This is a genomic window from Methanocorpusculum labreanum Z, assembly GCF_000015765.1.
GTDB lineage: Archaea > Halobacteriota > Methanomicrobia > Methanomicrobiales > Methanocorpusculaceae > Methanocorpusculum > Methanocorpusculum labreanum.
The window spans coordinates 172548-196182 of the sequence record NC_008942.1; the positions used below are offsets into that span (position 1 = coordinate 172548).

Genomic DNA, 23635 nt, shown 5'->3' on the forward strand with positions numbered 1-23635 from the left:
TGATGGAATAAGTGTTTTAGTACGGAGAATGCCGATATTGAAAAAAGAGGAGGGTATTATTCTGCTTTCGAGATGCTGATTCTGACCTTGAGATCGTCGATCTCCCAGTCCATTGCAAGGATCGCTTCATCGGCGACTCTGCAGGAACAGGTTTCTCCGTCCGGCACTCTGATTTTTAGACAGTTTGCTCTGACCTCGGTTTCGATAACGTCATGCTTTGAGTCCACAAGGGGCATGACCCGTGCATCATCGATGACGACTTCGGCTTTGATCTTTGCATCGACGGCGAGACCGGCCTGTTTTCGCATCTCCTGGATTCTGCGGATGACTTCACGCGAGTATCCTTCTGCTTCGAGTTCCGGCGTGAGAGTCACATCGACGTAGATCGTTCCGTTCTCCATCGGGGAGGAGAAGATGTTTTCCGGCATCTTTTCTTCGAAGGTCATGTGCTCTTCGGTCAGTTCTGCAGTGAATCCGTCCTTTTCCATGCTGACTTTTCCGTCTGCAGTCAGCAGAGCTTTGAGCTTGGTTCCGTTTGCTTCTTCGATGAATGCCTTGACTTTGGGTCCGTCCCGTCCGAACTGTTTGCCGATCACTTTCATGACCGGAACGGCAGTCCAGTCGAGTTTGTCCCAGACGCCTTTGACGACCGTGACGGTCCGGGCATTTGCCCGGTCACAGCACATATCGTTCATCGCTGAAACGGCGCCGGCGACCTTTTCCGAATCGGTCGCGACAACGACCGTTCCAACCGGCCAGCGTCCTTTGCGTTTTCCGTTCTGACGGGCGTTTGCGACCGCTTCGTCGAACTCCTGCACGATCTCCATCTCCTCTTCGAGAACGGGGTCGCGGAGTGCATCGTTTCCGCTGAACCAGTCGACCATATGGACTGAGGGCAGATCGCCTTCGCATCTCAGGTTCTGGTACATGCATTCAGTGATGTGGGGAGCAAACGGTGCGAATATGGTTACGAGTCTGCGCATCACGTAATACATAGTATCGTAGGCCTGCATCTTCGAGACGGACTCTTCTTCGAGCCACATTCTCGGTCTGACCAGCTGGACATACCAGCGGGAGAGTTCGTCGAGGATGAACGTGCTGATCGGTCTGGTCGCCCGGTGAAGGTTGCAGACTTCCATCTCTTTGGTAACCTGCTCGGCAAGCGAGTTCACACGGGAGATGAGCCAGCGGTCTTCTCTGCAGAATTCAGAGATATGATCTTCGACTGCCGACGGATCCCAGACACCGTCTTTGGCTGCCGGTTTGTAGCCGTCGAGCGCCATGTACGGCAGCGGGAATTTGTAGACGTTCCAGAGAACATTGAACATTCTGTGGTTGGTCTTGACGCCTTCAAGGGAGAAACGCATATCATCCCACGGAGCATTCGCCGAAAGGATGTACTGGCGCATAACGTCAACACCGAACTGTTTGGCAACGTCTTCCGGGGCGATGACGTTTCCAAGACTTTTACTCATCTTCTTTCCTTCAGCATCCAGAGCGAATCCGTGCATGAGAACGGATTTGTATGGGGCTTTGCCGAATGCGATCGTGGATAAGGCGAGCTGCGAGTAGAACCAGCCGCGGGTCTGATCATGTCCTTCGAGGATGAAGTCCGCCGGCCAGTATTTTCCGAAGTCCTCGGGCTTTTCCGGGAACCGGAGGGTCGCCCATGAGGCGATACCCGAATCATACCAGACATCGAAGATGTCCGGGATACGCTTCATCGTTCCGCCGCATTCACAAGGGATCGTGATGTCATCGACGTACGGCCGGTGGGGGTCAGTCATCTTCTGGCCGGAGAGCTGTTCGAGCTCTTCGTATCTGCCGACGACATGATATTTGTTACAGACCGGACAGACCCAGACTGGGATCGGGATACCCCAGTATCTCTGCCGGGAGATACACCAGTCGCGTGCCTCTTCGACCCAGTCGTGGAATCTGGCGGAGCCTGCCCACTCTGGATACCATGTCACTTCGTCGGCGATCTCCTCGAGCATCTTTTCTCTGATGTCTTTTACTTTTAGGAACCACTGGGAAGTTGCCCGGTAGATGATCGGCGTCTTGCATCTCCAGCAGTGCCCGTACCGGTGGGTGATCTTGCGGACTGCAAGCATGGCGTCTCCTAAAACGTCGATGACCTCCTGATTGGTTTCGGGTGCCTTGACGTATTTTCCTGCAAAGATACCGGCTTCATCGGTGAAGTTTCCGTTTCCGTCGACCGGACAGACGGCCGGAAGATTTTCTTTGAGACCGACGAGGTAGTCGTCCCAGCCGTGACCCGGAGCGATATGGACCATTCCGGTGTTTTCCATCGCTACGTAATCGGCGATGACGACACGGTGTTCGATCTGTGCCTGCATGGGAACGGCGGATGCGAGGGGGGAAATATATTTCGTTCCGGCAAGTTCGGCTCCGGTCTTTGTTTCGATGATCGAGTAGTCCTGATATTTTCCGTATTTGAGGATCTGCTCGGCAAGCTCTTTTGCGATCCAGAGGTCTTCGCTTTTCCCGTCTTTTACTGCACGGCATTTTGCGTAGACGAACTCTTCACCGACGGCGACGGCGACGTTTGCCGGGAGGGTCCAGGGCGTGGTCGTCCAGATGACGAGGTATTCGTTCTCGGTTCCCTGAATGGGGAATTTCACGAAGATCGACGGATCGGTCTCGTCCCAGTATTCGACCTCAGCATCGGCGATCGCCGTTCCGCAGCGGGGACACCAGTTGACGACTCTGGATCCGCGTTCGAGCATCTTCTCTTCTTCGCAGCGTTTGAGGGTATACCAGGCAGCTTCGATGTATCCTTTATCGACAGTCTGATAGGGGTCGTCGAAGTCCATCCAGGTCCCGAGATCTTTGAACTGCTCGCTCATCAGATCTTTGTGGGTAAGAGCGAACTCTCGGCACTCTTCGATGAACTTTGCCACACCGTATTTCTCGATGTCTGCCTTGTTTTTGAATCCGAGCTTCTCCTCGACTTTGACCTCGATCGGGAGACCGTGCATATCGTAACCGGCACGTTCGATGATATGCTGGCCGGTCATTGAGTGGTATCTGAGGATTGCGTCTTTTAAGATCTTGTTCCAGGCGGTTCCAAGGTGGATGTAGCCTGTGGTGTACGGCGGTCCATCGACAAAGAGCCACGGTTTGCCTGATTCGTGAAGTTTGCGTGTTTCACGATATGTATTGTTTGCTTTCCAGTACTCCCGAACCTCGTTTTCGACAACGGCGGGTACATAACTTTCTGATATTTCTTTCACGAGTTTTCCCTCACTCAATATGTGGGTAACTATTGGTTGTCGGTATACATAAGGGGTTTTGTATCCAAGCGGAATTTCCGTCCGGATTTTTTCCGGGAGATCCGTGTGGATTTTTGTTTTACGGCGCTGGATGTCTTTTTCATTCCAAACAGCAGTTTCCCGTATTTTGTTTGAAAAAATCATCCCCGACTCGAACATTTATGTACAATGACCACAAACTTACAGTTTGGTTATCATCATGGATGGATATGCAGGAAATATGGTCTATGTCGATCTCACCTCCGGAACAACGGCAGTCAAACCAACGCCCCCGGAACTGAAAAAGTCGTATATTGGCGGACGGGGTTTTGGTATCAGACTCCTTACCGATATGGTCGACCCGAAGATCGATCCGTTGAGTGATAAGAACATTCTCGTCTTTGCGGCCGGACCGTTGACCGGGACCGGGATTCCCCTTGGAAGCCGGTATGAGGTCTCGACGATCGCTCCCTTGACCGGACTTGCCGTGAGCGCCAACAGCGGGGGCGTTTTCGGCTGGAAGCTGAAAAAGGCCGGGTTCGATGCGGCCGTCATCACCGGAAAATCAGCAAAACCGGTCTATCTCTTGCTCGACAACGGGAAAGCCGAACTCCGCGATGCTTCCCGCCTCTGGGGTAAAACCACCGGCGAGACCACCGATGCCATCGTCGAGGAGCTGAAAGATCCGAGTGTTCGTGTGTCATGTATCGGACCTTCCGGTGAGAAACTCGTTTTGATGTCGTGTATCATCAATGAAAAGACCCGCGCCGCCGGACGTGGCGGGGTTGGGGCCGTGATGGGCTCGAAGAATCTGAAAGCGATCGCAGCCCGGGGTGATCAGCTGATTAAGCCGGCAGATGAAGAACAGCTCAAAACCGTTAAGGAACGCGTGAAAAACAAGATCCAGGAGAACGGGATCGCCAAAGGTCTGCATGATTACGGAACGGCTGTCCTCGTCAACATTCTGAACGAAAATTATCTTCTGCCGACAAGAAACTTCCAGACCGCCCACTTCGACGGGGCGGAGAAGATATCCGGCGAAACGATGGCGCAGACGATTCTTAAAAAACCCAAAGGCTGTTACTCCTGTATTGTCCAGTGTGGCCGGGTCCATGAATTCGACGGAGTTACCGGCGAAGGTCCGGAGTATGAACCAGATTGGGGATTTGGTGCCGACTGCGGTGTCGATGATCTGAAAATCATTGCCAGGGCAAACGATCTCTGTAATGAGTATGGCCTTGACTCCATCTCTGTTCCTACCACGATCGCCTGTTTAATGGAGATGGCGGAGAAAGGGTATATCGACCACCCGATCCGGTTCGGCGATGCAGAAGGTATGCTGAAACTCGTTGAGCAGATTGCAAAACGCGAAGGCATAGGCGACGAACTTGCCGAAGGCTCCTTCCAGTTTGCGACCAAACACGGACATCCGGAACTCTCGATGAGTTCCAAAAAGCAGGAACTGCCTGCCTACGACCCCCGGGGAATTCAAGGGTATGGTCTTGCGACCGCCACCTCGGTTCGCGGGGGTGATCATGTCTATGCGTACATGATCTCGCCGGAGATTCTCGGCGCTCCCGAGAAGATCGATCCCTATCTGATCAAAGGCAAACCCCAGTGGGTCAAAACCTTCCAGGATCTGACCGCTGCGATCGATGCAACCGGCATGTGCCTCTTTACGTCTTTTGCTCTTGACGCAGAGGATTATGCCGACCTTCTCTCGGCAACAACCGGCGTGAAGATCGGTGCCGATGAGCTTCTGCAGGTCGGTGAACGGATTTGGAATCTCCAGAAGCTCTATAATGTCAAGCGGGGATTCGGCCGTAAAGACGACACTCTGCCGGACCGTCTCCTGCACGAGCCTTTAAAAGAAGGTGCGCCGGCTGGTCAGGTGTCCCATGTGCTCGAAATGCTTGACGAGTATTATGCTCTGAGGGGCTGGGATGCGGAAGGAGTTCCAACCGAAGCAAAACTCAAAGAACTGGGACTGATGTGAATCGTCAGACTTTGCTGGAGCATCCTGAAATGTCAGAAGATCTGCCGGACTCCCGGTTTCTGAGACAGATCCCTCTTTTCGGAAAAGAGGGACAGAAAAAACTTGCAGATGCCCGTATCCTTCTTGCCGGAGCCGGAGGTCTCGGCTCGGCGATCGCGACCTATCTTGCGGCAGCCGGTGTTGGGTACATCCGGATCGTCGATGAGGATGTCGTGGAGAGGTCCAACCTCAACCGGCAGATCCTGTATCAGGAGAAGGATATCGGGGCATGCAAGGTCGAAGCAGCAAAAAAGACGATCCATGCCCTCAACCGTGACGTCGAGGTCGATCCGGTCTGCCGGCATATCGACGAAACATCCGTGAACGGTCTCGTTTCCGGTATGGATCTGATCCTTGACGGCATGGATAATTTCGCCGCCCGCTATGTTTTGAACCGGGCAGGTCTCGATGCGAAAATTCCCTTTATCCACGGTGCCGTGAATGGATTCTATGGACAGGTAACGACTCTCATTCCTGGCATTACGCCCTGTCTCCGCTGTATTGTTCCAACGACCCCGACCTGGGAAAAGAACGCGATTATCGGGGTGACCTGCGGAGCGATCGGCAGCATCGAGGCTTCCGAAGCGGTCAAGTATCTCACCGGAACCGGAAAACTTCTCGAAAACCGGCTGCTTCTCTGGGACGGCCTGCGAGGGGAGGCCGAATCGATACAAATCGTCAACTCTCCCGACTGTACCGACTGCGGTTTTTCCAACGGTGAACCCGATGCCCGGAGGTCGTCTGCATGAAGATCACGGTTAAGGCGTTTGCCACGTTTCGGGAAGTGATGGACATGAAAGTAGAACTTGAGTTTCCAGCAGGTGCAACAATCAAAACGCTCCTCTCCGAACTTACGGCCCGGTATATGGGTCTCGATGCTCTGCTTTTTGCAGCACCCGGCACGCTTCGGGACTTTGTCAACATCCTGAAAAACGGCAGAAACATTCATTTTATTGCCGGTCTGGACACGCCGCTCGATGAAGGGGACATGATCGCTTTATTTCCGCCGGCTGCCGGCGGATAAAATCCGGCGTTTCGAAAAACCCGGAAAATCGGGAGATATGGATTTTCTGCCAACACCTCTTTTGTATTTTCTTCATCCACGAACCACAACTATTTATCCCGGTGAGACGTATAAAGAGTCGCAGTTATCTGTGGGAAATATCAGTAAGACTTTTTTTGTCTCATTGTTTTTTTCGTGAGCATTTATGCTCCAAGGAAATCCTATCATGGAAAGAAGAAATAATTTTGGCGGATCACGCCAGTTTAATGACGGCCCACGCGAAATGACCAAAACAGTCTGCTCAGACTGTGGAAAAGAATGTGAGGTACCGTTTAAGCCAACAGAAGGCAGACCAGTCTACTGTCAGGACTGCCTTCCAAAACACCGGACCCCACGGAACCGGTACTAATACTGTTCGGACATTTTCGTCCAACATATCATTTTTTTGAATCGACCCATCTGTTTTGCGTGATTATCACCGTCCCTTTATGTATACTGATTCCCATATTCAGCGACAGATGATCTCAAGATCCCGGATTTTTCTTCCGCATACAGTAGGATCATCAGACATCTTCATCAAGAAAAAAATCCAACACTAATAATAATGGAGATTCAGATATACGGAAAAACGGTACTTGCGCAAGTTGCCGAGCCCGTCGATACAATAACCCCCGAACTTTTGGCCATTCTGGACGAAATGGTTCCGATGCTCAAGGAACACCGTGGGGTCGGTCTTGCAGCTCCCCAGGTCGGGATCGGAAAACGGTTTTTTGTGATGAATCCGGGCGACAAAGTCCGCAGAGTCATCAACCCGGAGATCATGAAAACCGGGAACGCCTTCTCTGAGATGGAAGAGGGCTGTCTTTCCGTCCCCGGCATCCATAAAAAAGTCCGCCGTCCGCGCAGGATCACGGTCAGGTATACCAACGAGGCCGGGGAACTGATCGAAGAGGAGCTGAAAGATTATCCGGCACGGGTCTTCCTACACGAATACGATCATCTCGACGGGATCCTGTTCGTCGACCGGATATCGCCGATCGCAAAAAAGATGATCGCAAAACAGCTCGAGGATCTCCGTTTAAAGGAGGTGTAACATGCGTGTCCTTTTCATGGGGACGCCCGAGTATGCCCTTTCCTCGCTTCGTGCGGTTTTTGCAAAGCATGAGATCGTCGGTATTTTGACCCGGGCAGACAAACCGAACCGGAGAGGAAACAGGATCGAGTTCTCGCCGGTGAAGCAGTTCGCCCTCGAACACGGGATCCCGGTTTTCCAGCCTGAAAACATGAAGGATCCGGCTCTGCTCGAAGAACTGAAAGCGCTCTCGCCGGACATCTCCGTTGTTGTTGCATACGGGATGATGATCCCCGATGCGATCCTCGAACTCCCGAAGCACAACACGATAAATCTGCACGGCTCGCTTCTTCCAAAGTATCGAGGAGCTGCCCCGATGCAGTATTCAGTGCTGAACGGGGACAGTGAAACGGGGGTCTCGATCATGTACGTGACTGCCCGTCTGGATGCCGGCGATGTGATCCATGCAAAATCGATTCCGCTGGATGAAAATGCCTCCTACGGCGAGGTCCATGATTTGCTGGCGGAGCTCGGGGCGGAAGCTCTGATCGAGGCTCTCGACCTGCTCGAGTCGGGAAGAGCCGTCCGGATCCCTCAGGACGAGACGAAGGTAACGTTTGCCCCGTCCATTTCCAAAGAGGAGTGCGTGATCGACTGGACTCTGCCGGCGACAGTGGTCCACAACAGGATCCGGGGTCTATCTCCGATCCCCGGAGCAAACACACGGCTTCCTGATGGAAAACTTCTGAAGATCTACAAAGCCGAAAAGGTCTCCGGGGATTATTCCGGAGAGCCGGGAATGGTCGTCGACGTGATCAAAAAGAAAGGTCCGGTTGTGATGACGGGAGATGGCGCTGTGTGCATCCTTTCTGCAAAACCCGAAGGCAAACGCGAGATGCCGGGGTTTGAGATCGTGAACGGGCATTACCTGAAAGTCGGCGACCGGCTCTGAAAAGCCGATACTTTTTTGCAGGCGTTTACCCTGTAGTTCGTTAAAAAAAGAAAAGATCAGTCGGTCGCCATTGCTTCGACCGGATTGAGATTGGCTGCTTTCCAAGCCGGGTAAAGACCGGAAATCAGGCAGACGATCAAACCGATGAGAATGCCGATCGGCACATAGACAAGAACGGACGCTGTCAGCATCGCATCCAGTGATCCGATCATCGCCATCAGCATAATCGGTGCTGCGATCAGTGCGAGCACGGTTCCAACGATTGCCCCGATCAGACCGATGAGTCCTGCTTCATACAAAAACATCTGCAGGATCTGGCTCCGGTAGGTTCCAATACTTCTGAGAATACCGACCTCGCGTGTCCGTTCCTTCACACTCATCAACATCACATTGACAATTGCGACAGCAGCGACCAGAAGCGAAATCCCGCTGATGATCGTCGTGAAGATACTGGACATGGACATGATGTCGTCAAAGACTGCCATGATCTCATACGAGTTCAGGATGTAGACCGTATCATCCGAGTCTTTGTCCTCCTTGCCGTTCATCTTCTTCTCGATGGCGGCATCGATCGCGTTCAGTTCCGTTGGATCGTATGCTTTGACGATGACCTTGTCGTACAGGCCGTGATTGTCTCCGACGAGCGAGGTATACCACTCGATCGAACCGACGACCGCATTGTTCGTGGAGAACCCGAACGTCAGCTGTCCGGTATCCTCCATGATACCGACAACTCTGCAGGTAACTTCCTGACCGCTCGAATCGAGCATGATCATCCGGCTTCCAAGCCTGAGATTATTGTCTTCGGCAAACGTCTCGCCGACGATAACGTTGGTTGCTCCGCGCGGAAGGGTTCCCTGGATCAGCGTTGCAAGCTTTGTGATGTCGCTTGAATCCATTCCGGATATCGTGGCCATGGTGGTCTCCTTTCCGATATATATGTACTTACTCGATGAGTACATAGGAATGAATTCGTATTCTTTGGTGACCGATTTTACCGCAGACTCTATGTCTCGAAGATCCTTGGTGGAGAAGCCCGTCGTTGTCGTTCCATCGATGACTTTCTCGCCGATCGGGGTGATCGTCAGCGTGTCTGCAGTGTCGGAGATCATTGAGTTCATCTCTTCGGTGAACCCTGCGCTGATCATTCCCATACCGCAGATGGCGAAAACGCCGATCACGATACCGATCATCGAAAGGATGGTTCTGAATTTGTTCAGTTTCAGGTTTCTGACCGCAAGGGAGAGGATCATCGGCGAGTAGATTTTCTGCCAGAGCGATGTGTTTTCTTCACTCATCGACGATCTCACCATCCTTGATGATCACGATACGTTCGGCATACTCTGCCGTTTTCGGATCATGCGTGACCATGACAACCGTTCTTCCCTGGGAATGCAGATCGGTCAGGATATCCATGATCTGCATACTCATCTTTGAATCCAGATTTCCTGTCGGCTCATCGCACAACAGGAATGTCGGATCATTTGCAAGAGCCCGGGCAATGGACACTCTCTGCTGCTGACCACCGGAGAGTTCATACGGCGTGTGCTGCATCTGACCGTCGGTGAGGCCGACCATTCTGAGAAGATCTCTGGTTCGGGTCGTATTATCTTTATGTCCGTGTTTTAAGATCAGCGGATACTCGACGTTTTCATATGCCGTCAAAAGACTGATCAGGTTGAACTTCTGGAAGATGAATCCGATCGTCTCTCTCCGGTGGAGGGTCAGCTCGTCGTCGGTCATCTCGGACGTCGATTTTCCGTTGATTTTTATCTCGCCGGAGGTTGGGACATCCAGACACCCGATCATATTCATCAGTGTCGATTTGCCAGAACCTGACGGTCCCATGATGGCCACAAATTCTCCTTTCTGAATGGAGAAATTTACGTGGTTTAATGCATGGACGTCTCCGGCGGGCATCGGATAGATTTTGGAGACGTCATGCAGTTCGACCACAGGGATCGAGTTCATGGCTTACTTCCGTGCAAATATTTTACCTTTCTTCCAGGCAACGAAACCGCCGGCAAGAATGACGAGGATAACAATAACGATCAAGACGGTGGCGACCGGGCTTGATTCACCTGCCGTCTGTGCTTCGGTGACTGCCGACGTGATTGGGACTGTCTGTTTTTCCGTGTAGACGTTTCCGTTCGCATCCTTATAGGTAAAGACCAGAGTTACGTTGTCGCTTGCCGGGTTACTGAAGGTCACTTCGAACTCGGAAAGACCGTCTTCATCCATGGATCCAACAACGTAGGACGGGTAGAGTCCTGTTTTGGTCACTCCTTCCGTTGTGACGACGAGCGCCTTGGCTGTTGTAAGGCCGGCGTTATTGACATCGCCGGTGATCGTATAGTACGTTCCCGAGTTCTTCACTTCGAGGTTGTTGACGATCAGTTCAGCGCCGGTTTTGGAAATGCCCGACTCAAGAGGAAGCGTGACGCTTTCGGTATGCCAGTTGGCTCCGTTCCGGTAGGTCACATCAAAGGTGACCTCTTTCGTCTCTGCAGTTGTGGTAACGCTTATGTTTCCGCTTGCTGCTTTGTTTGCATCGATCGTTCCAAGGAAGACCGAGGTCTGTTTGGTGGTGACGCCGGTTCCGGACGCCGTGACTTCGACCGCTTCGATCGCATTCGTTCTCAGGTTTCCGATCGTGAAAGCGACGGTTTGCGTGGTGTCCGGCTCGAAGACATCGGGGCGGTTGGTGATCGAGATGACGACGCTTTGATCGTCAACGATGACTGCAAACGGATACTTCAGATAATTTCCGTTGTTGCCGCCGAAGTCGACATACAGAACCGGGTAGAATGTGCCGGTTTCGCCTGTCGAAGTGATCGGCAGAGATAAGGTGAAGGTATCGCCGGCTCCAACGCCGCCGATCGGGTTCTGATACGGGGTCACTGATGATTTGATGCCGTCAATATCTTTGATGAAGATCTGGTTGACTGGTACGAATGTTGTTCCGGTATTTTGTATCGTGACCGTGACGATCCCCGAGTCGCCCGACATCAGAGACGTTGGATACATGGAGAAATCCTTGATTACGAAAGTAGACTGGGTTTCAGCCGATACCGCCCCTGTGCCGGAAATGATCAGCGTGAAGACGATGACTGCTGTAAGAAGTAGGTGTCGAAGATTATTTCTGTTCATGGAATACCTTTAGCTTATTTTTATTCTTAATAAGTTGTGGGTGGGGGGATAAATACTTTCTATGGGGTCAAATCCTCTCTTTCGCTGCAGATATTTACCGCAGAATCTCTTCGAAAATCAGGAAAAACCCAAACTACATGTATTGACGTATCGATAAGCCGGATCTTTTGCATCTCATGCCGGAAAGCTAATATATCTATGTGAGACTAATGAACATCATGTCAGAATCCCTGGCGTGAAATTTAGTGGTGTTATTCATGACCGAAATGGAAAAAAATGCAACCCGGTATAAAGTTGGAATTATCGGCGGAACCGGCAATATCGGTGAGGGTCTTGCCCGCCGTATCTGTATCAGCGGTAAATACGATGTCTCGCTTGGATCCCGTGACCCGGCGAAAGCGGCAACTGCCGCCGACGGCGTAACCTGCTGTCTTGCCGAGCGTAAATGCGAGATCGGCGGAACCTGCAGCGGAGGATCGAATGCAAGCGTGTGTGATGCAGATATCATTATCCTCTCCGTACCGTTCGATAAGATCGAATCGACCATCGAAACCATCGGCAAATCCGTTTTCGAAAATAAGATCGTGGTCTCGCTGATCAATCCGATGCTCCGCTTCCCAAAAGAGAAATACTTCCTACCTGACCGCCCTGCTGAAGGTTCGGCCGCTCTTGCGATCCAAAAGATGCTTCCGGCATCGGCAAAACTCACGACCGCCTTCAACAATGTTGCTTCCGGCAAATGGATGGAGCTCGATGAGGAGCTTGATTACTCTGTCTGTGTCTGCGGAGATGACGAGGAAGCAAAACGGATCGTTATGGATCTTGTTGCAAGCGTTTCAAAACTCGTTCCGCTGGATGCCGGCCCGCTTGCCTGTGCAGCAACGATTGAAAGCATCACTCCGCTCGTCATCACTCTTGCCATGAGAAACGGCCTGAAGGATGTCGGCGTGTACTTTAGATAAAATAACTTCCTTTCAACAATGTATGCCGGGGCAGAGGGAAAATTTCCCTCCTGCCGGCAGCAGTGTATTGTGTATCGATCATCTCCCATACGTATGTGCGGTATGATATCCATATGACAGACCAAACTCAAAGAGACCGGCGGTTTATGAAAACCGAGAAGGCGATCCGTTCCTCATTCATAGACCTAGTGGCGAAAAAAGGCTTTGATGAGTTGTCGGTCAAGGATATCGTGGATGCCGCCGATATCGGCAGAGGGACTTTTTACCTGCATTATAAGGACAAGTATGATCTTCTCGAATCGTTCGAGATCGAGATCGGCACCAATCTCCGGGAGATCATCCGGGGAGAGGTATTTCCGCTGACCGAGGGCCGCACACTTACGAAAACGGTCGTGGCCCTCTTCACGTATTTTGAAGAGAACATCCTGATCATGCGGGCGCTGTTTGGAGAGAAAGGCTCCTGTTCGTTCCAGAGCAGACTCAAAGACCGTCTCTGGCATGATGTTTTTGCGGAAAAACTCGTTACTGTGGCCTTGCAGGACAGTTTTTCCGTCCCGCTTGATTATCTTCTGGCGTACATCAACGCATCGCATTTCAATGTGTTTCTGACCTGGATTCAGAAAGAAAAACCCGAACGGGAGCCTCCGGAGGAGATCGCCCGGATCATTCTAAAAATCAGTCTTCTTTCGCCCTACCGGATCAGATGATGGATCGGAACAAGTCCCGTTTTCTCAAAAGCACGGGCGACTTCCGTCTCCGGCGGATCCGTTCTGTAGAACAGGTGTGATGCACAGGAACAATCCGAGCAGCCGAAGTCTGCTATGCTGTATCCGCCGATGTTTTTTGCGAGAACGCACTCGAGGCGTTCTTCGGTTTTTGCACAGACGACTCCTGTAAGGGTGATTTCATCGGCTGCCATCAGATAATCGATGTGCCATTTGGGTTTTCGGTATCGTTCATGAAAAAACCTAATATGCCGGGAAACTCTGGAGAGTCCGCCCGAACCAAGCGCCGAACCGGCATACAGATACCAGCCTTTCTGGAATTCCACGGATCCCAGTGCCCCGATTTTGACCTTGCAGGGGTCTGCACACGCGAGGATAAGACAGTAAATGCCCTTATCCATATCTTACAACATCGTATTTCGACAGGAGGACATGGCGTTTTGCGTCGGTTACGACCGGCATCTCATGTCCGGGCCAAAGAGATTCCACCGGCAGTTCTGCGATTCGGTTGATGGAACTGACCAGCTCTGCATGGTTTCCTGTCGGCAGATCGTAACGTCCGAATGAACCGTTGGGAAAGATTGTGTCGCCGGAAATCAATGCTCCGTCCGTCTCTCGAAAGAGACAGATGCTCCCGTGTGTGTGTCCCGGCGTGTGATACACGGTGAAGTCTTTGACCCTGTCTCCGTCTTTTAAGATCTCAGCCGGATACTTCGGCGTCTCCCCCCCGAATGTATTCGAGAGGCTGAGTTGAGAATCCTTTAATAACGGCAGATCATACTCGCCGATCATGACCTTCGCGTTACAGAACTCCGCGAGTCTGACCAGATTTACCATGTGGTCATAATGTCCGTGCGTCAGAACGATCGTGTCGATCTGTTCTCTGTATGGTTGTACCGCATTGATCGAGACGGCTGCATCGACAAGGATGTTTCCGGCGATATAGGAATTCGCTCTCCAGCCAGTGCCTGGAAGCCAGATTATCGCTTCGCTCATACCTTGATATTTTAGCTACCCTTGTTTAACTTTCTTTGTATAACCTATAATGCGAAAGGAAACCAAATAGGTAATCACATATGCATTCCATCATCCAGAACTGCCTCCACGGAGATTTATCCGATATTTGCGAGGCTGCAAAATCCGAGGGAATGACGCCGGAGGCCCTGTCCAGGAATATCATAGCAGGCCGGACCATTCTTCTGAAAAACGAGGCACGTGAATATAAACCGTGTGTGATCGGCGAGGGAGCGACCGTCAAGATCAATGTAAATATCGGAACATCCGGCGTCACCTGCGATCCGGCAAAGGAGATGGTGAAAGCAAAGGCGGCGATTCAAAACGGCGCCGATGCCATAATGGATCTGTCCACGGGGGGCGATCTTGCCGCCATCCGAAAAGAGATCCTCAAACTCGGTATCCCCGTTGGGACCGTTCCGATCTACGAGGCGGTCCGCCGTGCAGGAAATGTTGTCGACTTAACGGCGGATATCCTGTTTTCCGTGATCCTCGACCAGGCAAAACAGGGCGTCGATTTCATGACGCTTCACTGCGGGGTCAATCTGGATGTGCTGGATGCCCTGACTCTCGACCCAAGAGTGATGGGGGTCGTTTCACGCGGAGGGTCGTTCCACACGGCAATGATGCTTTCAAGCGGCGAGGAGAATCCTCTCTATAAAGAATACGATTATCTTCTCGAGATCCTCGATGAATACGAGATCTCGCTCTCACTTGGCGACGGTATGCGTCCGGGAGCATATGTCGATTCAAGCAAACTTGCCAAGTCCCAGGAGTATCTGACGCTTGGCAAACTTGCCAGACGTGCCAAAGATAAAGGAGTCCAGCGGATGATCGAAGGTCCGGGACACATGGACTACAACGAGATCTCCTACAACGTGAAAATGATCAAGGAGATCACAGATTTTGCGCCGCTGTATCTTTTAGGTCCGCTGGTTACGGATATAGCTCCGGGGTATGATCATATCACAGGCGCAATCGGCGGGGCAGCAGCAGCCTGTGCTGGCGCCGATTTCCTGTGTATGGTCTCTCCGTCCGAGCATCTCGCTCTCCCCAACGTCGACGATATCATCGAGGGGACCCGGGTCTGCAAAGTTGCTGCGCATGTGGGTGACCTTTCCCGCAGAAGAGATGTCGAGCTTCCCCGTCAGGCGAAAATGGCCGAAGCCCGCAAAAATCTCGACTGGCAGGCTCAGTATGATCTCTCTCTTTTTGGCGGACATGCTAAAGAGATCCATGATCGGGACGGGGAATGCGAAACCTGTTCGATGTGCGGGGATCTTTGCGCGATAAAGATCGTTGAAAAAGCTCTGGAAAAAAAGATCTGAAAATCTACACTACTTCTCCGGATGAAACAATGCCGGAGATACTCCCGCACTCTTCGCGAACCGGGGTATTTCTCCATCTGAGGTTCTTTTCCGTTCCGTCTTTACAGCGGACGACCCCCTCATACACGTAATCATCTTCGTGGAAATTTCCTGCAATGAGTTTTTGGAATCCGTCGATTCTTCTCTGTCTCGCCTTTTCGGGGATCACGGTCGTAAACCAGTTCCTTCCCATCAGTTCCGCTTCGGTGTAGCCGAGAATTTTCGTACCGTATTTGTTGAGCATCTCGACGTTTCCGTCACGGTTGACTGCGACAAGCAGAACGCCGGCCACATCGAGATAGCTTCTCGTCCGGTCGCGTTCCCGCTGGAGTTTTTCCTGGACCAGACATCTTGATGCAACGGTGCTGATCTGGAATGCGGTGGATAAAAGAAGTGTTCTCCGGACAGTGTCCGGCGCGAGTGCCGTTTTCGATCCAAGGATCACGCAGGCAACTGCCCTTCCTTCGAAAAGGACCGGCATCAGTACAAGTGATTTTGCCTGATCCATCGGAGAAACGGTGTTCTCCGGCAGGAGTTTCATCCGGTGTTTGTCGAAGATGACCGGTTCGCCTTTTCTGATGATCCGGTGGATCATGGAATTGGTATGGATCGCAGGGGCGAATCTGCCGTTTCTCGACCTGAACATCGTATAGTCATCGAAGATGCTCAACTGATACACTGCCACCGACTCGAAGCCGGAGATCTTCGGGAGCATATCAAGAAGCGGATCCCACATCTCTTTGGTAGAGGATACGCCTTCCAGAATGAAGGCAAGTTCCCTGCTCATCATCTGCCGCTGCCGGTCTGCATCCTCTTCGGTGATGTCGTTCACGATCGTCAGCAGATACTGTCGGTCGACCGAGAGATTCATGGGGATGACCTGGGCCGAGATGTATCTGGTCTCCCCGTTGACCACGATCCTGTCTTCAAAGACTCGTGCCTCTTTGCCGGTCAAAGCCACCGTGTCATGGGCTTCCGTTAAACGGATCGATCCGATTTTTGCCAGGATCTCTTTTGAAGTCATCTGGGAAAGTTCCGCTCTTGACTTCTGCAGGAACTTCTCGGCGGATTTGTTGACGTAATAGTATTCCCGTGACTCCATCCCGATTACGGTGATGATCGCAGGGATATTGTTCATCACACCGTCCAAAAACCGTTTCCACCGTTTTGCCCCGAGCTCCGCATCTCTCCGGTCGGTCACGTCGCGAAGTGCCCCGTTGTATCCAAGGAAGATGGAGTCTTCTTCGAGAAGAACGGGCGATCCGGAAAACTCGCAGTAGATCTTTCGTTTATCTTTGCAGATAAAGGGGAACTCGGGAAGCATGAATCCGTTTTCCCGGGATACTGCTGACGCAAGTTCCCAGTTGAAACGGGCCGCCGCTCCTGCCGGCATAAATTCAGAAAATTTGCGCCCGGTAAGTTCCTCGGGCGAGTATCCGGTCACATTGGTAATTTGCGGACTTATGTACTGGATACAGAAATTTTCATCCAGCGACCAGATGACGTCATGGATCGTTTCAACGAGACGCCGAAACATCGCTTCGCTTTGTTCGAGAGCATCCGCCGAGTTTACATTTTCCGTGATATCGTCCCAGACGACCGTTACGCCGGGTCGTCCGTCGGGAAGGACCATGGGATATATTCGCTGATCAAGATAACAGTCTGTCCCGTTCTTCAAAAGGCGCAGTTCACTCCTGACCGTCTCTCCCTGAAGGGCTGCTCTTATCTGGTCGGTGAGCACATCGTTGCAGAACGTTTTGCAGGCACTGTCGTACACATATTTTCCAACGATATCATCGGCTTCTGCGGAGAGAAACGATACTAATGACTCATTTGCCTGAATGACTTTGAGATCGGCATCGATCAGGAGCACCATCTCGGAGGAAAGGTTGAGCATCGCGGATACTGGGACCCTTTTTGATAAGAAAAAGACTTTGGCTTTTCCGAAGGTGCGCATTTCGACCCGTCCGGACACGAGCAGGTTATCCATATATCGTGCTATGGTGTTCCGGTTCAGGTGCGTGGCATCGGCGATCTCTGTGACGGACATCCCTCGCGGGTTCTCTCGTAAAAGTGTAAGAATTTCGGAGAATTCGCCTGTCTGCTCTACCATTACACTTTATTTGGCCCCGGAAATTATAATGCTTTGCACCGTGTGTGGCATTGATGCACAACATCAATGCCGTGCATTGGTGGATATGTTTAAATATATGAATAACAAATAGTATTGTAGCAGCTTGTGAGAAGAGCACAAGCGGCAAACAGACCCGTGAACAAAATCAGTTCTGTAAAATGGGAAACAAGGATACACCACACACACCGGCCTTTTCCACAGAATATACACCTCACAAAACACACCACACCACTACTGTTTTCGGGTCTGTTCCATACAAATACTCAGGTTAATGACACGTACCACTCTCTTAAAACCTCTCCAAAATTTTTAGTATGTTTTTCCCTTCTTTGCCGGAAGCGGAAAAACAATGTTTACCTAATTTTTCTTCATACTTATTTTTCTGCACCAGTTTAGTTCAATAACTCTGTATGGAACAGTTTTTCTCTAAAAAAAGTGATTTTGGATATTTTCAGGGGCAGGAGTAGGAGTCTACCATCTCTATCTCGCGGTCGTCCTCTTTTTCTCCCGGAATTGCCAGCGGGTATTTCCCGGTCAGACATCCAAGACAGAGATCCTGTCGCGGAATGCCGATCGCTTTGATGAGTCCGTCAAGCGAGATGTGCGCAAGACTGGTTGCATCGATCTCTTTTTCCACTTGGCTGACCGATTTCGTCGAAGCGATCAGTTCATCCCTTGTTGGAAAATCCGTTCCAAGATAACAGGGGGCGATGATCGGTGGTGATGCGATTCTGAGATGGAGCTCCTTTGCACCGAACTCGCGCACAAGAGACAGGATCTTTTTCGAGGTCGTTCCTCTAACGATGCTGTCGTCGACTAAGACCACGGATTTGTCTTTGATATGACCGCGAACCGGATTTAGTTTCATCCGAACAGCGATCTCGCGTTTTTCCTGGCTCGGCATAATGAATGTCCGGCCCGTGTACCGATTTTTGATCAGGGCTTCACGGAAAGGGGTGCCCGATTCACGGGAAAATCCAGTCGCCGCCGCCGTTCCCGAATCCGGAACGGGCGAGATAAGATCCGCTTTTGCCGGCGCTTCCCTTGCGAGGAGTGCTCCGGTTTTTCTGCGCACATCGTAGACCGAGACCCCGTCAATGACGGCATCGGCCCGTGCGAAGTAGACATACTCGAACATGCAGTGAGCGCAGGATTTTGCTTTCATCACTTGCCTGGAAAAAACTTCCCCACCCTGCAGTCTAACGCTCTCGCCGGGGCGGATGTCTCTGATAAATTCGGCCCCGATCGCATCCAATGCTACGCTTTCGGAAGCGAGAACATGCCCTCCCGTCTCGGTTTTTCCGAGGCACAGTGGTTTGATGCCGAGCGGATCACGGAAAGAATACAGAATTCCGTCGAGCATAAAGATCACGACATATGATCCGCTGATCTTTCGCATACAGTAACTGATCGCTTCGTCAGGCGTGTGGTCGTGGATGATCTCGTTTGCGATGATCGCTGCAATGACTTCGGTGTCTGAAGTCGTTGAAAAAATGTGGCCGTGTCCTTCGTATTCATATCTGAGTTCGTCGGTATTGATCAGGTTCCCGTTGTGGACAAGCGACAGAGAATGGTCCCGAAACATAAAATGGAACGGCTGGATGTTCTCCGGTTTCGATCCCCCGGTCGTTGGATATCTCACATGACCAATGCCTGTTTTCCCTCTCAGCCCGTCAAGGATTGGACCGCTAAATACCTCGGACACGAGCCCGTATCCTTTGTATCTATGTACAGTCTCACCATCATACGTACAAATGCCTGCACTCTCCTGACCCCGGTGCTGGAGTGCATATAATGCCAAGTACAATGATCCCGATACATCTGTAGAATCGGTAATGCCAGTGATGCCGCACATGTTGTAAAAATATTGGTTGTATTCAGATATAGGTTTAACAGACGAAGACCGCCGTTGCGACAACGGTTGTCCAGTTGCCGTCTTGATCCGTCTCGGCAGCAATACTGATATTGCTCGTTTTCAGAATATTGCCGCCCTGTTTCTGCATGATTGTATCCAGCATCGTTCTGGCGAGTTCTTCGGCATATGCTCCGCACTGTTTTTCCGAGAGTCCAACACAGTGATGCTCCGAAAGGTACCCGTGCTGCTTGTCGTGAATCTGAGGGACAGCAAGTCCGATAGCTGCCGATATTGTCTCATTTGGTTCGTTTGATGTGTTTTTTGCCATCACACAGTACACGATCTCTCCCGGCCTTAAGGCAGAGAGTCCCTCGTCGCGCGAGACGATTTCTGCGTCCGGCGGCATAATGGAAGATACGTAGACCAGATTGAATGGGGCGATTCCTGCGTTTCTTAGGGCCATCTCGAAGGAAACGAGCTGATCTTTATGCACGCCTTTTCCTCGGGTGAAAAATACTTTTTTGGGAACTACCATCTTGGTTAATTGGTCTCTTTAACTAACTCATAAGGGTTGTGCTAGAGGATGTGTTTTGATGTGCTTTGATTTGAGTGGATTAAAATACGGTGATGTCCTATTAATTCTTAAGTACGAAAAGCTCAGTTGGGGTACAGCACACCTAACTGGGCTTTTTGACCCATACACCAGTAAATCGAGGGATTAATTGATGGCGGATTCAGTAGTTGACAGTATTTTAGCGGCGAGATATTATCGCACCGGTGAGGCATCGTTCGAAGATGTCTGTAGAAGAGTTGCAGATGCATTGGGTGAAACACCGGAAGAGACGAAGGAATACTTTGACGCCATGATGTCGTTGTCGTTCCTGCCGAACTCTCCGACACTGATGAATGCAGGAACACCTCTTGGGCAGCTTTCCGCCTGTTTCACGCTGCCGGTGAACGATTCTCTCCCGGAGATCTTCGATGCGATCCGCTGGGGGGCGATCATTCATCAGTCGGGGGGAGGGACCGGCTATAACTTTTCCCACCTTCGCCCGGAGGGTTCTCCAGTCCGTTCAACGGACGGCGTAGCATCCGGTCCGGTCTCATTTATGCGGGTGTTCAACGCAGCAACCGATGTCATCAAACAGGGCGGCAGAAGACGCGGGGCGAATATGGGTATCCTGAACGTCTGGCACCCGGACATCATGAAGTTCATCAAAAGCAAAGCCAAGGAAGGCGACTTCAGCAACTTCAATATCTCCGTGATGGTCTCGGATGCGTTCATGGACCTTGTGGCAAAAGGCGAGAAGGACAAGGTCTGGGTAACCAATACCGATGGCGTGGGCATTACTGTTGGGGAAATCTGGGAAGGCATCATCGAAGGTGTCTGGAAGAACGGCGAGCCGGGAATTCTTTTCTACGACACGATCAACCGGAAAAACCCCACCCCCAACCTCGGCGAGATCGACACCACCAATCCCTGCGGGGAACAGCCGCTCCTTCCGTTCGAATCCTGCGTTCTTGGAAGTATCAATCTGGCGAAGTTCATCCGTGCCGACGGTCTGAACTACGAAGCTCTTGATAAAATGACCCGGATGGGTATCCGGTTCCTCGATGCAGTCATCACGAAAAACGTCTTCCCGATCCCGGAGATCCGCGATGCCACGAACCGTACGCGAAAGGTCGGTCTTGGTTTGATGGGTGTGCATGATGCGATGCTCATGCTCCGGATCCCCTATGATTCGGAAGCCGGCAGAAACTTCTGCATCGAAGTGATGGAACGGATCAACAATGTTGCCGTAGAAGAGTCCGTCATTCTCGGGAAAGAAAAGGGAACTTTCCCAGCGTATGAAGGAAGTGTCTGGGACAAGCAGGGAATCATTATGCGAAATGCTGCCTTGACGACGATTGCGCCGACCGGAACCATCTCGCTTCTTGCCGGCTGTTCGTCCGGTATCGAACCGGTGTTCTCGTTTGCCTACACCCGAAGGAACACGGTCGGCAAAACATTTGTGATGGTTCATCCGTACTTCGAGTCGGAACTCAGGCGTGTCATCACAGCAATGGGTCTTACGGGCGCCGAAGCGGAGGCAAAACGCGACGAGGTCATTAACCACGTGCATGAAACCGGTTCGGTCCAGGATATTGCATGGCTGCCCGACACGTTCAAAGCGGTGTTCAAAACCGCTCTGGATATCGGATGGAAGGATCACGTCTTAATGCAGGCGGCATTCCAGAAACATGTGCACGCCTCGATATCGAAGACGATCAACATGCCGGTCACCGCGACCAAAGAGGATGTCGAGAAGGCGGTAATTCTTGCCTGGAGAGAAGGTATCAAAGGAATGACCCTGTACCGTACCGGGTCCAGGGAGGATGTCGTTCTTGCTCTCGAGAAGCAGGAGATCAAACCGGTGGAAGCGTCCCCGGAAATGCCGATCCCCGGCCTTGTCCCGCAGCTGACCTTCACCCGTCCGCGGGAGCTGGTTGGAAGAACCTTCCTTGCCCAGTCCGGATGCTGCCGTCTGTATATTACGGTGAACACGATGGACGGCAAACCGATGGAAGTGTTTATCAGAACGGTCGGAGCCGGATGCGAGGCAAGCAGCAATGCGCTTGGCCGGAGTATCAGCACAGGTTTACAGAACGGTGTTCCGTATGAGAAGTTCGTGAAGCAGTTTGCGAAAGTGAACTGTGTCTCGGCGATCAAGAACAAAAACTCCGAGGGTATGTCCTGTGCCGATGTCGTTGGAAAATGCATCGAGCTTGCGGCAACCAATCAGGCGATCGCGACCTTGGACAACTGGTCGCTGACGCCGGTCACCCCGGGAGAGAAAAAGAATCCGCCCTGCCCCGAGTGCGGGGAGCCTCTGGATTTCGGCGAAGGCTGTAATCAGGGGATCTGCAAGCACTGCGGATGGAGCGGCTGCAGCTGAATTTCAGCCACATCACTTTTTTAAAAAATTTCCCAACGTTCCTGCTTTTGAAAAGAGTTGTATGATTACAGATGAGGTTGGCGGTTCTTGCAGTCGATCCGGTTATAACCCGGTTCTCTTAAAAAGTCCCAGACACCGTTTTTTGTATTCGTCTTCGGTGATGATTCCGTTCTCCCGAAGATACTTCAGCGCCTCGAGGGATTTGTCGATCGCTTCGTCATCCAGCCCGTCACGGGGTTCCAGTGTTACCGATGAAGTCGGTTTCGGCTGTTCAAATTTGGGGGTCTCCGGCTTTTTCGAGACATAGACCTCGGCATCGTCCTCTTCCGGGAGATATTTTGCCTCATCATTGAGATGTTTGTATCGGCCGCCGCCGACCCGGGTCCGGCCTCCCGGCAGAATCATCGCATCTCCTTTCCCCTCGTCATGCCACTGATCGTCCGTCTTGCCTGAATCCGTCTCGAACACGATCACATCGTTCAGCGGTACTTCGGCCTTTTCCTTCGGCTCCTCTTTTTCTGCAGTGGATTCGATCATGCGGGAGACCCAGGCGGCCTTTGCCTCCTCTTTCTCTTCCTCCGTTATGACCTCTTTCTGCTCGAAGATATCCCCCTCCATATCCGGCGTATCCTCGAACACATCATCCTCTTCCAAAACGGCAGGCCCGGTCGATTTTGGTCCCGTCTCTCGTAACAGATACTCTTCGGTAAGCAGATTGCGTTTTACGGCGATGTCCCAGTTTCCCCCGACTTTGCCGTTCATCATCTCTCTCAGCGTTAAAAGTGCAGCTCTGACCTCCTCCACGGAATTTTTCACACTGTGGAAGATATATTTGTCATTGTTCACCGTTTTCAATGTCAAGGTCGGGGCGATCGCCGCCGGGAACCGTACCGAAGCTTCCATGAGGTCGATATAATTCATCTCATAGATCCGGTACACCGTTTGACGTTCGGGATATCCCCAGAGCATGCGAAGGCGTGTTAAAAGAATCGGGATCAGAAATTTATCTTTACTTCGTGCGTAAATAACATTCAAGACCTCCTCGGTCCTGGGGATATCATCCAGGATCTCGATCGGAAGATCGTACTGATACAATATTTCATGACGCACGGCAGAATCCCTCTGATACTTGTTATATCATTAGTGTTTGAAAAT

General features: G+C 51.6%; 20 protein-coding genes. 10 read left to right on the plus strand and 10 right to left on the minus strand.

All coding sequences use genetic code 11. From position 1 onward, the window contains the following. Window positions 1-56: 56 nt before the first annotated feature. Window positions 57-3257: an isoleucine--tRNA ligase gene (gene ileS, locus MLAB_RS00970; RefSeq protein ID WP_011832563.1), complete on the minus strand. Its 3201-nt coding sequence runs from the start codon at window positions 3255-3257 to the stop codon at window positions 57-59. A gap of 226 nt (window positions 3258-3483) precedes the next feature. Here ileS and MLAB_RS00975 point away from each other — a divergent pair, with 226 nt between their 5' ends. The 6 genes from MLAB_RS00975 (at window position 3484) to fmt (ending at window position 8337) form a co-directional block, all read left to right on the plus strand. Then, window positions 3484-5271 carry an aldehyde ferredoxin oxidoreductase family protein gene (locus MLAB_RS00975; RefSeq protein ID WP_281034009.1) on the plus strand — a complete coding sequence of 596 codons (1788 nt, stop codon included), beginning with the start codon at window positions 3484-3486 and terminating at the stop codon, window positions 5269-5271. Window positions 5272-5300: 29 nt separating this feature from the next. Further along, window positions 5301-6059, plus strand: a complete 759-nt coding sequence (locus tag MLAB_RS00980; protein ID WP_011832565.1) for a HesA/MoeB/ThiF family protein — start codon at window positions 5301-5303, stop codon at window positions 6057-6059. Further along, window positions 6056-6334: a ubiquitin-like small modifier protein 1 gene (locus MLAB_RS00985; protein ID WP_011832566.1), complete on the plus strand. Its 279-nt coding sequence runs from the start codon at window positions 6056-6058 to the stop codon at window positions 6332-6334. The genes MLAB_RS00980 and MLAB_RS00985 overlap by 4 nt, the downstream gene beginning before the upstream one ends. Window positions 6335-6539: 205 nt before the next feature. Beyond that, window positions 6540-6722, plus strand: coding sequence for a CxxC-x17-CxxC domain-containing protein (locus MLAB_RS09510; RefSeq protein WP_011832567.1), 183 nt, complete (start codon window positions 6540-6542; stop codon window positions 6720-6722). A 195-nt stretch (window positions 6723-6917) separates the two neighbouring features. Further along, window positions 6918-7406, plus strand: a complete 489-nt coding sequence (gene def, locus MLAB_RS00990; RefSeq protein ID WP_011832568.1) for a peptide deformylase — start codon at window positions 6918-6920, stop codon at window positions 7404-7406. Between the two features lies 1 nt (window position 7407). Next, entirely contained in the window at window positions 7408-8337 is a 930-nt protein-coding gene (gene fmt / locus MLAB_RS00995; protein WP_011832569.1) for a methionyl-tRNA formyltransferase, read from the plus strand. Window positions 8338-8393: 56 nt separating this feature from the next. Here fmt and MLAB_RS01000 read toward each other — a convergent pair whose 3' ends face one another. Genes MLAB_RS01000 through MLAB_RS01010 form a run of 3 tightly spaced genes read right to left on the minus strand, consistent with a single transcriptional unit; the run spans window position 8394 to window position 11487 of the window. Then, entirely contained in the window at window positions 8394-9635 is a 1242-nt protein-coding gene (locus tag MLAB_RS01000; protein WP_011832570.1) for an ABC transporter permease, read from the minus strand. Then, the gene (locus tag MLAB_RS01005; RefSeq protein WP_011832571.1) at window positions 9628-10308 is read right to left on the minus strand and encodes an ABC transporter ATP-binding protein; all 681 of its coding nucleotides are present in this window, start codon (window positions 10306-10308) and stop codon (window positions 9628-9630) included. Before MLAB_RS01005 ends, MLAB_RS01000 begins: the two co-directional genes overlap by 8 nt. Window positions 10309-10311: 3 nt before the next feature. Further along, complete coding sequence (locus MLAB_RS01010) at window positions 10312-11487, minus strand: hypothetical protein (RefSeq protein WP_011832572.1); 1176 nt, start codon at window positions 11485-11487, stop codon at window positions 10312-10314. Window positions 11488-11744: 257 nt separating this feature from the next. Between MLAB_RS01010 and npdG the strand changes: the two genes are divergently transcribed. Both npdG and MLAB_RS01020 read left to right on the plus strand, forming a co-directional pair. After that, window positions 11745-12449 carry an NADPH-dependent F420 reductase gene (gene npdG, locus MLAB_RS01015; protein WP_011832573.1) on the plus strand — a complete coding sequence of 235 codons (705 nt, stop codon included), beginning with the start codon at window positions 11745-11747 and terminating at the stop codon, window positions 12447-12449. A gap of 113 nt (window positions 12450-12562) precedes the next feature. Next, the gene (locus MLAB_RS01020) at window positions 12563-13156 is read left to right on the plus strand and encodes a TetR/AcrR family transcriptional regulator (RefSeq protein WP_011832574.1); all 594 of its coding nucleotides are present in this window, start codon (window positions 12563-12565) and stop codon (window positions 13154-13156) included. On the opposite strand, the gene MLAB_RS01025 is transcribed toward MLAB_RS01020, so the two are convergent. Both MLAB_RS01025 and MLAB_RS01030 read right to left on the minus strand, forming a co-directional pair. Further along, a complete protein-coding gene (locus tag MLAB_RS01025) occupies window positions 13141-13575 on the minus strand; it encodes a GIY-YIG nuclease family protein (protein WP_011832575.1) in 435 nt (144 codons plus the stop codon). The two genes, MLAB_RS01020 and MLAB_RS01025, sit on opposite strands and share 16 nt — an antisense overlap. Then, a complete protein-coding gene (locus MLAB_RS01030) occupies window positions 13568-14170 on the minus strand; it encodes an MBL fold metallo-hydrolase (RefSeq protein ID WP_011832576.1) in 603 nt (200 codons plus the stop codon). The genes MLAB_RS01025 and MLAB_RS01030 overlap by 8 nt, the downstream gene beginning before the upstream one ends. Window positions 14171-14250: 80 nt before the next feature. On the opposite strand from MLAB_RS01030, the gene thiC reads away from it, so the two are divergent. Beyond that, window positions 14251-15516: a phosphomethylpyrimidine synthase ThiC gene (thiC, locus tag MLAB_RS01035; protein ID WP_011832577.1), complete on the plus strand. Its 1266-nt coding sequence runs from the start codon at window positions 14251-14253 to the stop codon at window positions 15514-15516. 4 nt (window positions 15517-15520) lie between these two features. Here thiC and MLAB_RS01040 read toward each other — a convergent pair whose 3' ends face one another. The 3 genes from MLAB_RS01040 to MLAB_RS01050 all read right to left on the minus strand — a co-directional run bounded on the left by MLAB_RS01040 (window position 15521) and on the right by MLAB_RS01050 (window position 20079). Further along, on the minus strand, window positions 15521-17668 hold the full coding sequence (locus MLAB_RS01040; RefSeq protein WP_011832578.1) for a PAS domain S-box protein: 2148 nt from the start codon (window positions 17666-17668) through the stop codon (window positions 15521-15523). A 472-nt stretch (window positions 17669-18140) separates the two neighbouring features. After that, complete coding sequence (purF, locus tag MLAB_RS01045) at window positions 18141-19544, minus strand: amidophosphoribosyltransferase (protein ID WP_011832579.1); 1404 nt, start codon at window positions 19542-19544, stop codon at window positions 18141-18143. Window positions 19545-19578: 34 nt separating this feature from the next. Next, window positions 19579-20079, minus strand: coding sequence for a pyruvoyl-dependent arginine decarboxylase (locus MLAB_RS01050; protein ID WP_011832580.1), 501 nt, complete (start codon window positions 20077-20079; stop codon window positions 19579-19581). 190 nt (window positions 20080-20269) lie between these two features. Between MLAB_RS01050 and MLAB_RS01055 the strand changes: the two genes are divergently transcribed. Then, the gene (locus MLAB_RS01055; RefSeq protein WP_011832581.1) at window positions 20270-22480 is read left to right on the plus strand and encodes an adenosylcobalamin-dependent ribonucleoside-diphosphate reductase; all 2211 of its coding nucleotides are present in this window, start codon (window positions 20270-20272) and stop codon (window positions 22478-22480) included. A 102-nt stretch (window positions 22481-22582) separates the two neighbouring features. Here the strand turns inward: MLAB_RS01055 and MLAB_RS01060 are convergent, their stop codons facing one another. Beyond that, on the minus strand, window positions 22583-23590 hold the full coding sequence (locus MLAB_RS01060; protein ID WP_011832582.1) for a hypothetical protein: 1008 nt from the start codon (window positions 23588-23590) through the stop codon (window positions 22583-22585). Window positions 23591-23635 lie beyond the last annotated feature (45 nt).

Excerpts from the sequence above, each read along its gene's own strand:
- MLAB_RS00980 (WP_011832565.1), top strand. The coding sequence starts at position 5,301 with ATGTCAGAAGATCTGCCGGACTCCCGGTTTCTGAGACAGATCCCTCTT.
- MLAB_RS00985 (WP_011832566.1), top strand. The coding sequence starts at position 6,056 with ATGAAGATCACGGTTAAGGCGTTTGCCACGTTTCGGGAAGTGATGGAC.
- MLAB_RS09510 (WP_011832567.1), top strand. The coding sequence starts at position 6,540 with ATGGAAAGAAGAAATAATTTTGGCGGATCACGCCAGTTTAATGACGGC.
- def (WP_011832568.1), top strand. The coding sequence starts at position 6,918 with ATGGAGATTCAGATATACGGAAAAACGGTACTTGCGCAAGTTGCCGAG.
- fmt (WP_011832569.1), top strand. The coding sequence starts at position 7,408 with ATGCGTGTCCTTTTCATGGGGACGCCCGAGTATGCCCTTTCCTCGCTT.
- MLAB_RS01000 (WP_011832570.1), bottom strand. The coding sequence starts at position 9,635 with ATGAGTGAAGAAAACACATCGCTCTGGCAGAAAATCTACTCGCCGATG.
- MLAB_RS01005 (WP_011832571.1), bottom strand. The coding sequence starts at position 10,308 with ATGAACTCGATCCCTGTGGTCGAACTGCATGACGTCTCCAAAATCTAT.
- MLAB_RS01010 (WP_011832572.1), bottom strand. The coding sequence starts at position 11,487 with ATGAACAGAAATAATCTTCGACACCTACTTCTTACAGCAGTCATCGTC.
- npdG (WP_011832573.1), top strand. The coding sequence starts at position 11,745 with ATGACCGAAATGGAAAAAAATGCAACCCGGTATAAAGTTGGAATTATC.
- MLAB_RS01020 (WP_011832574.1), top strand. The coding sequence starts at position 12,563 with ATGACAGACCAAACTCAAAGAGACCGGCGGTTTATGAAAACCGAGAAG.
- MLAB_RS01025 (WP_011832575.1), bottom strand. The coding sequence starts at position 13,575 with ATGGATAAGGGCATTTACTGTCTTATCCTCGCGTGTGCAGACCCCTGC.
- MLAB_RS01030 (WP_011832576.1), bottom strand. The coding sequence starts at position 14,170 with ATGAGCGAAGCGATAATCTGGCTTCCAGGCACTGGCTGGAGAGCGAAT.
- thiC (WP_011832577.1), top strand. The coding sequence starts at position 14,251 with ATGCATTCCATCATCCAGAACTGCCTCCACGGAGATTTATCCGATATT.
- MLAB_RS01040 (WP_011832578.1), bottom strand. The coding sequence starts at position 17,668 with ATGGTAGAGCAGACAGGCGAATTCTCCGAAATTCTTACACTTTTACGA.
- purF (WP_011832579.1), bottom strand. The coding sequence starts at position 19,544 with ATGTGCGGCATCACTGGCATTACCGATTCTACAGATGTATCGGGATCA.
- MLAB_RS01050 (WP_011832580.1), bottom strand. The coding sequence starts at position 20,079 with ATGGTAGTTCCCAAAAAAGTATTTTTCACCCGAGGAAAAGGCGTGCAT.
- MLAB_RS01055 (WP_011832581.1), top strand. The coding sequence starts at position 20,270 with ATGGCGGATTCAGTAGTTGACAGTATTTTAGCGGCGAGATATTATCGC.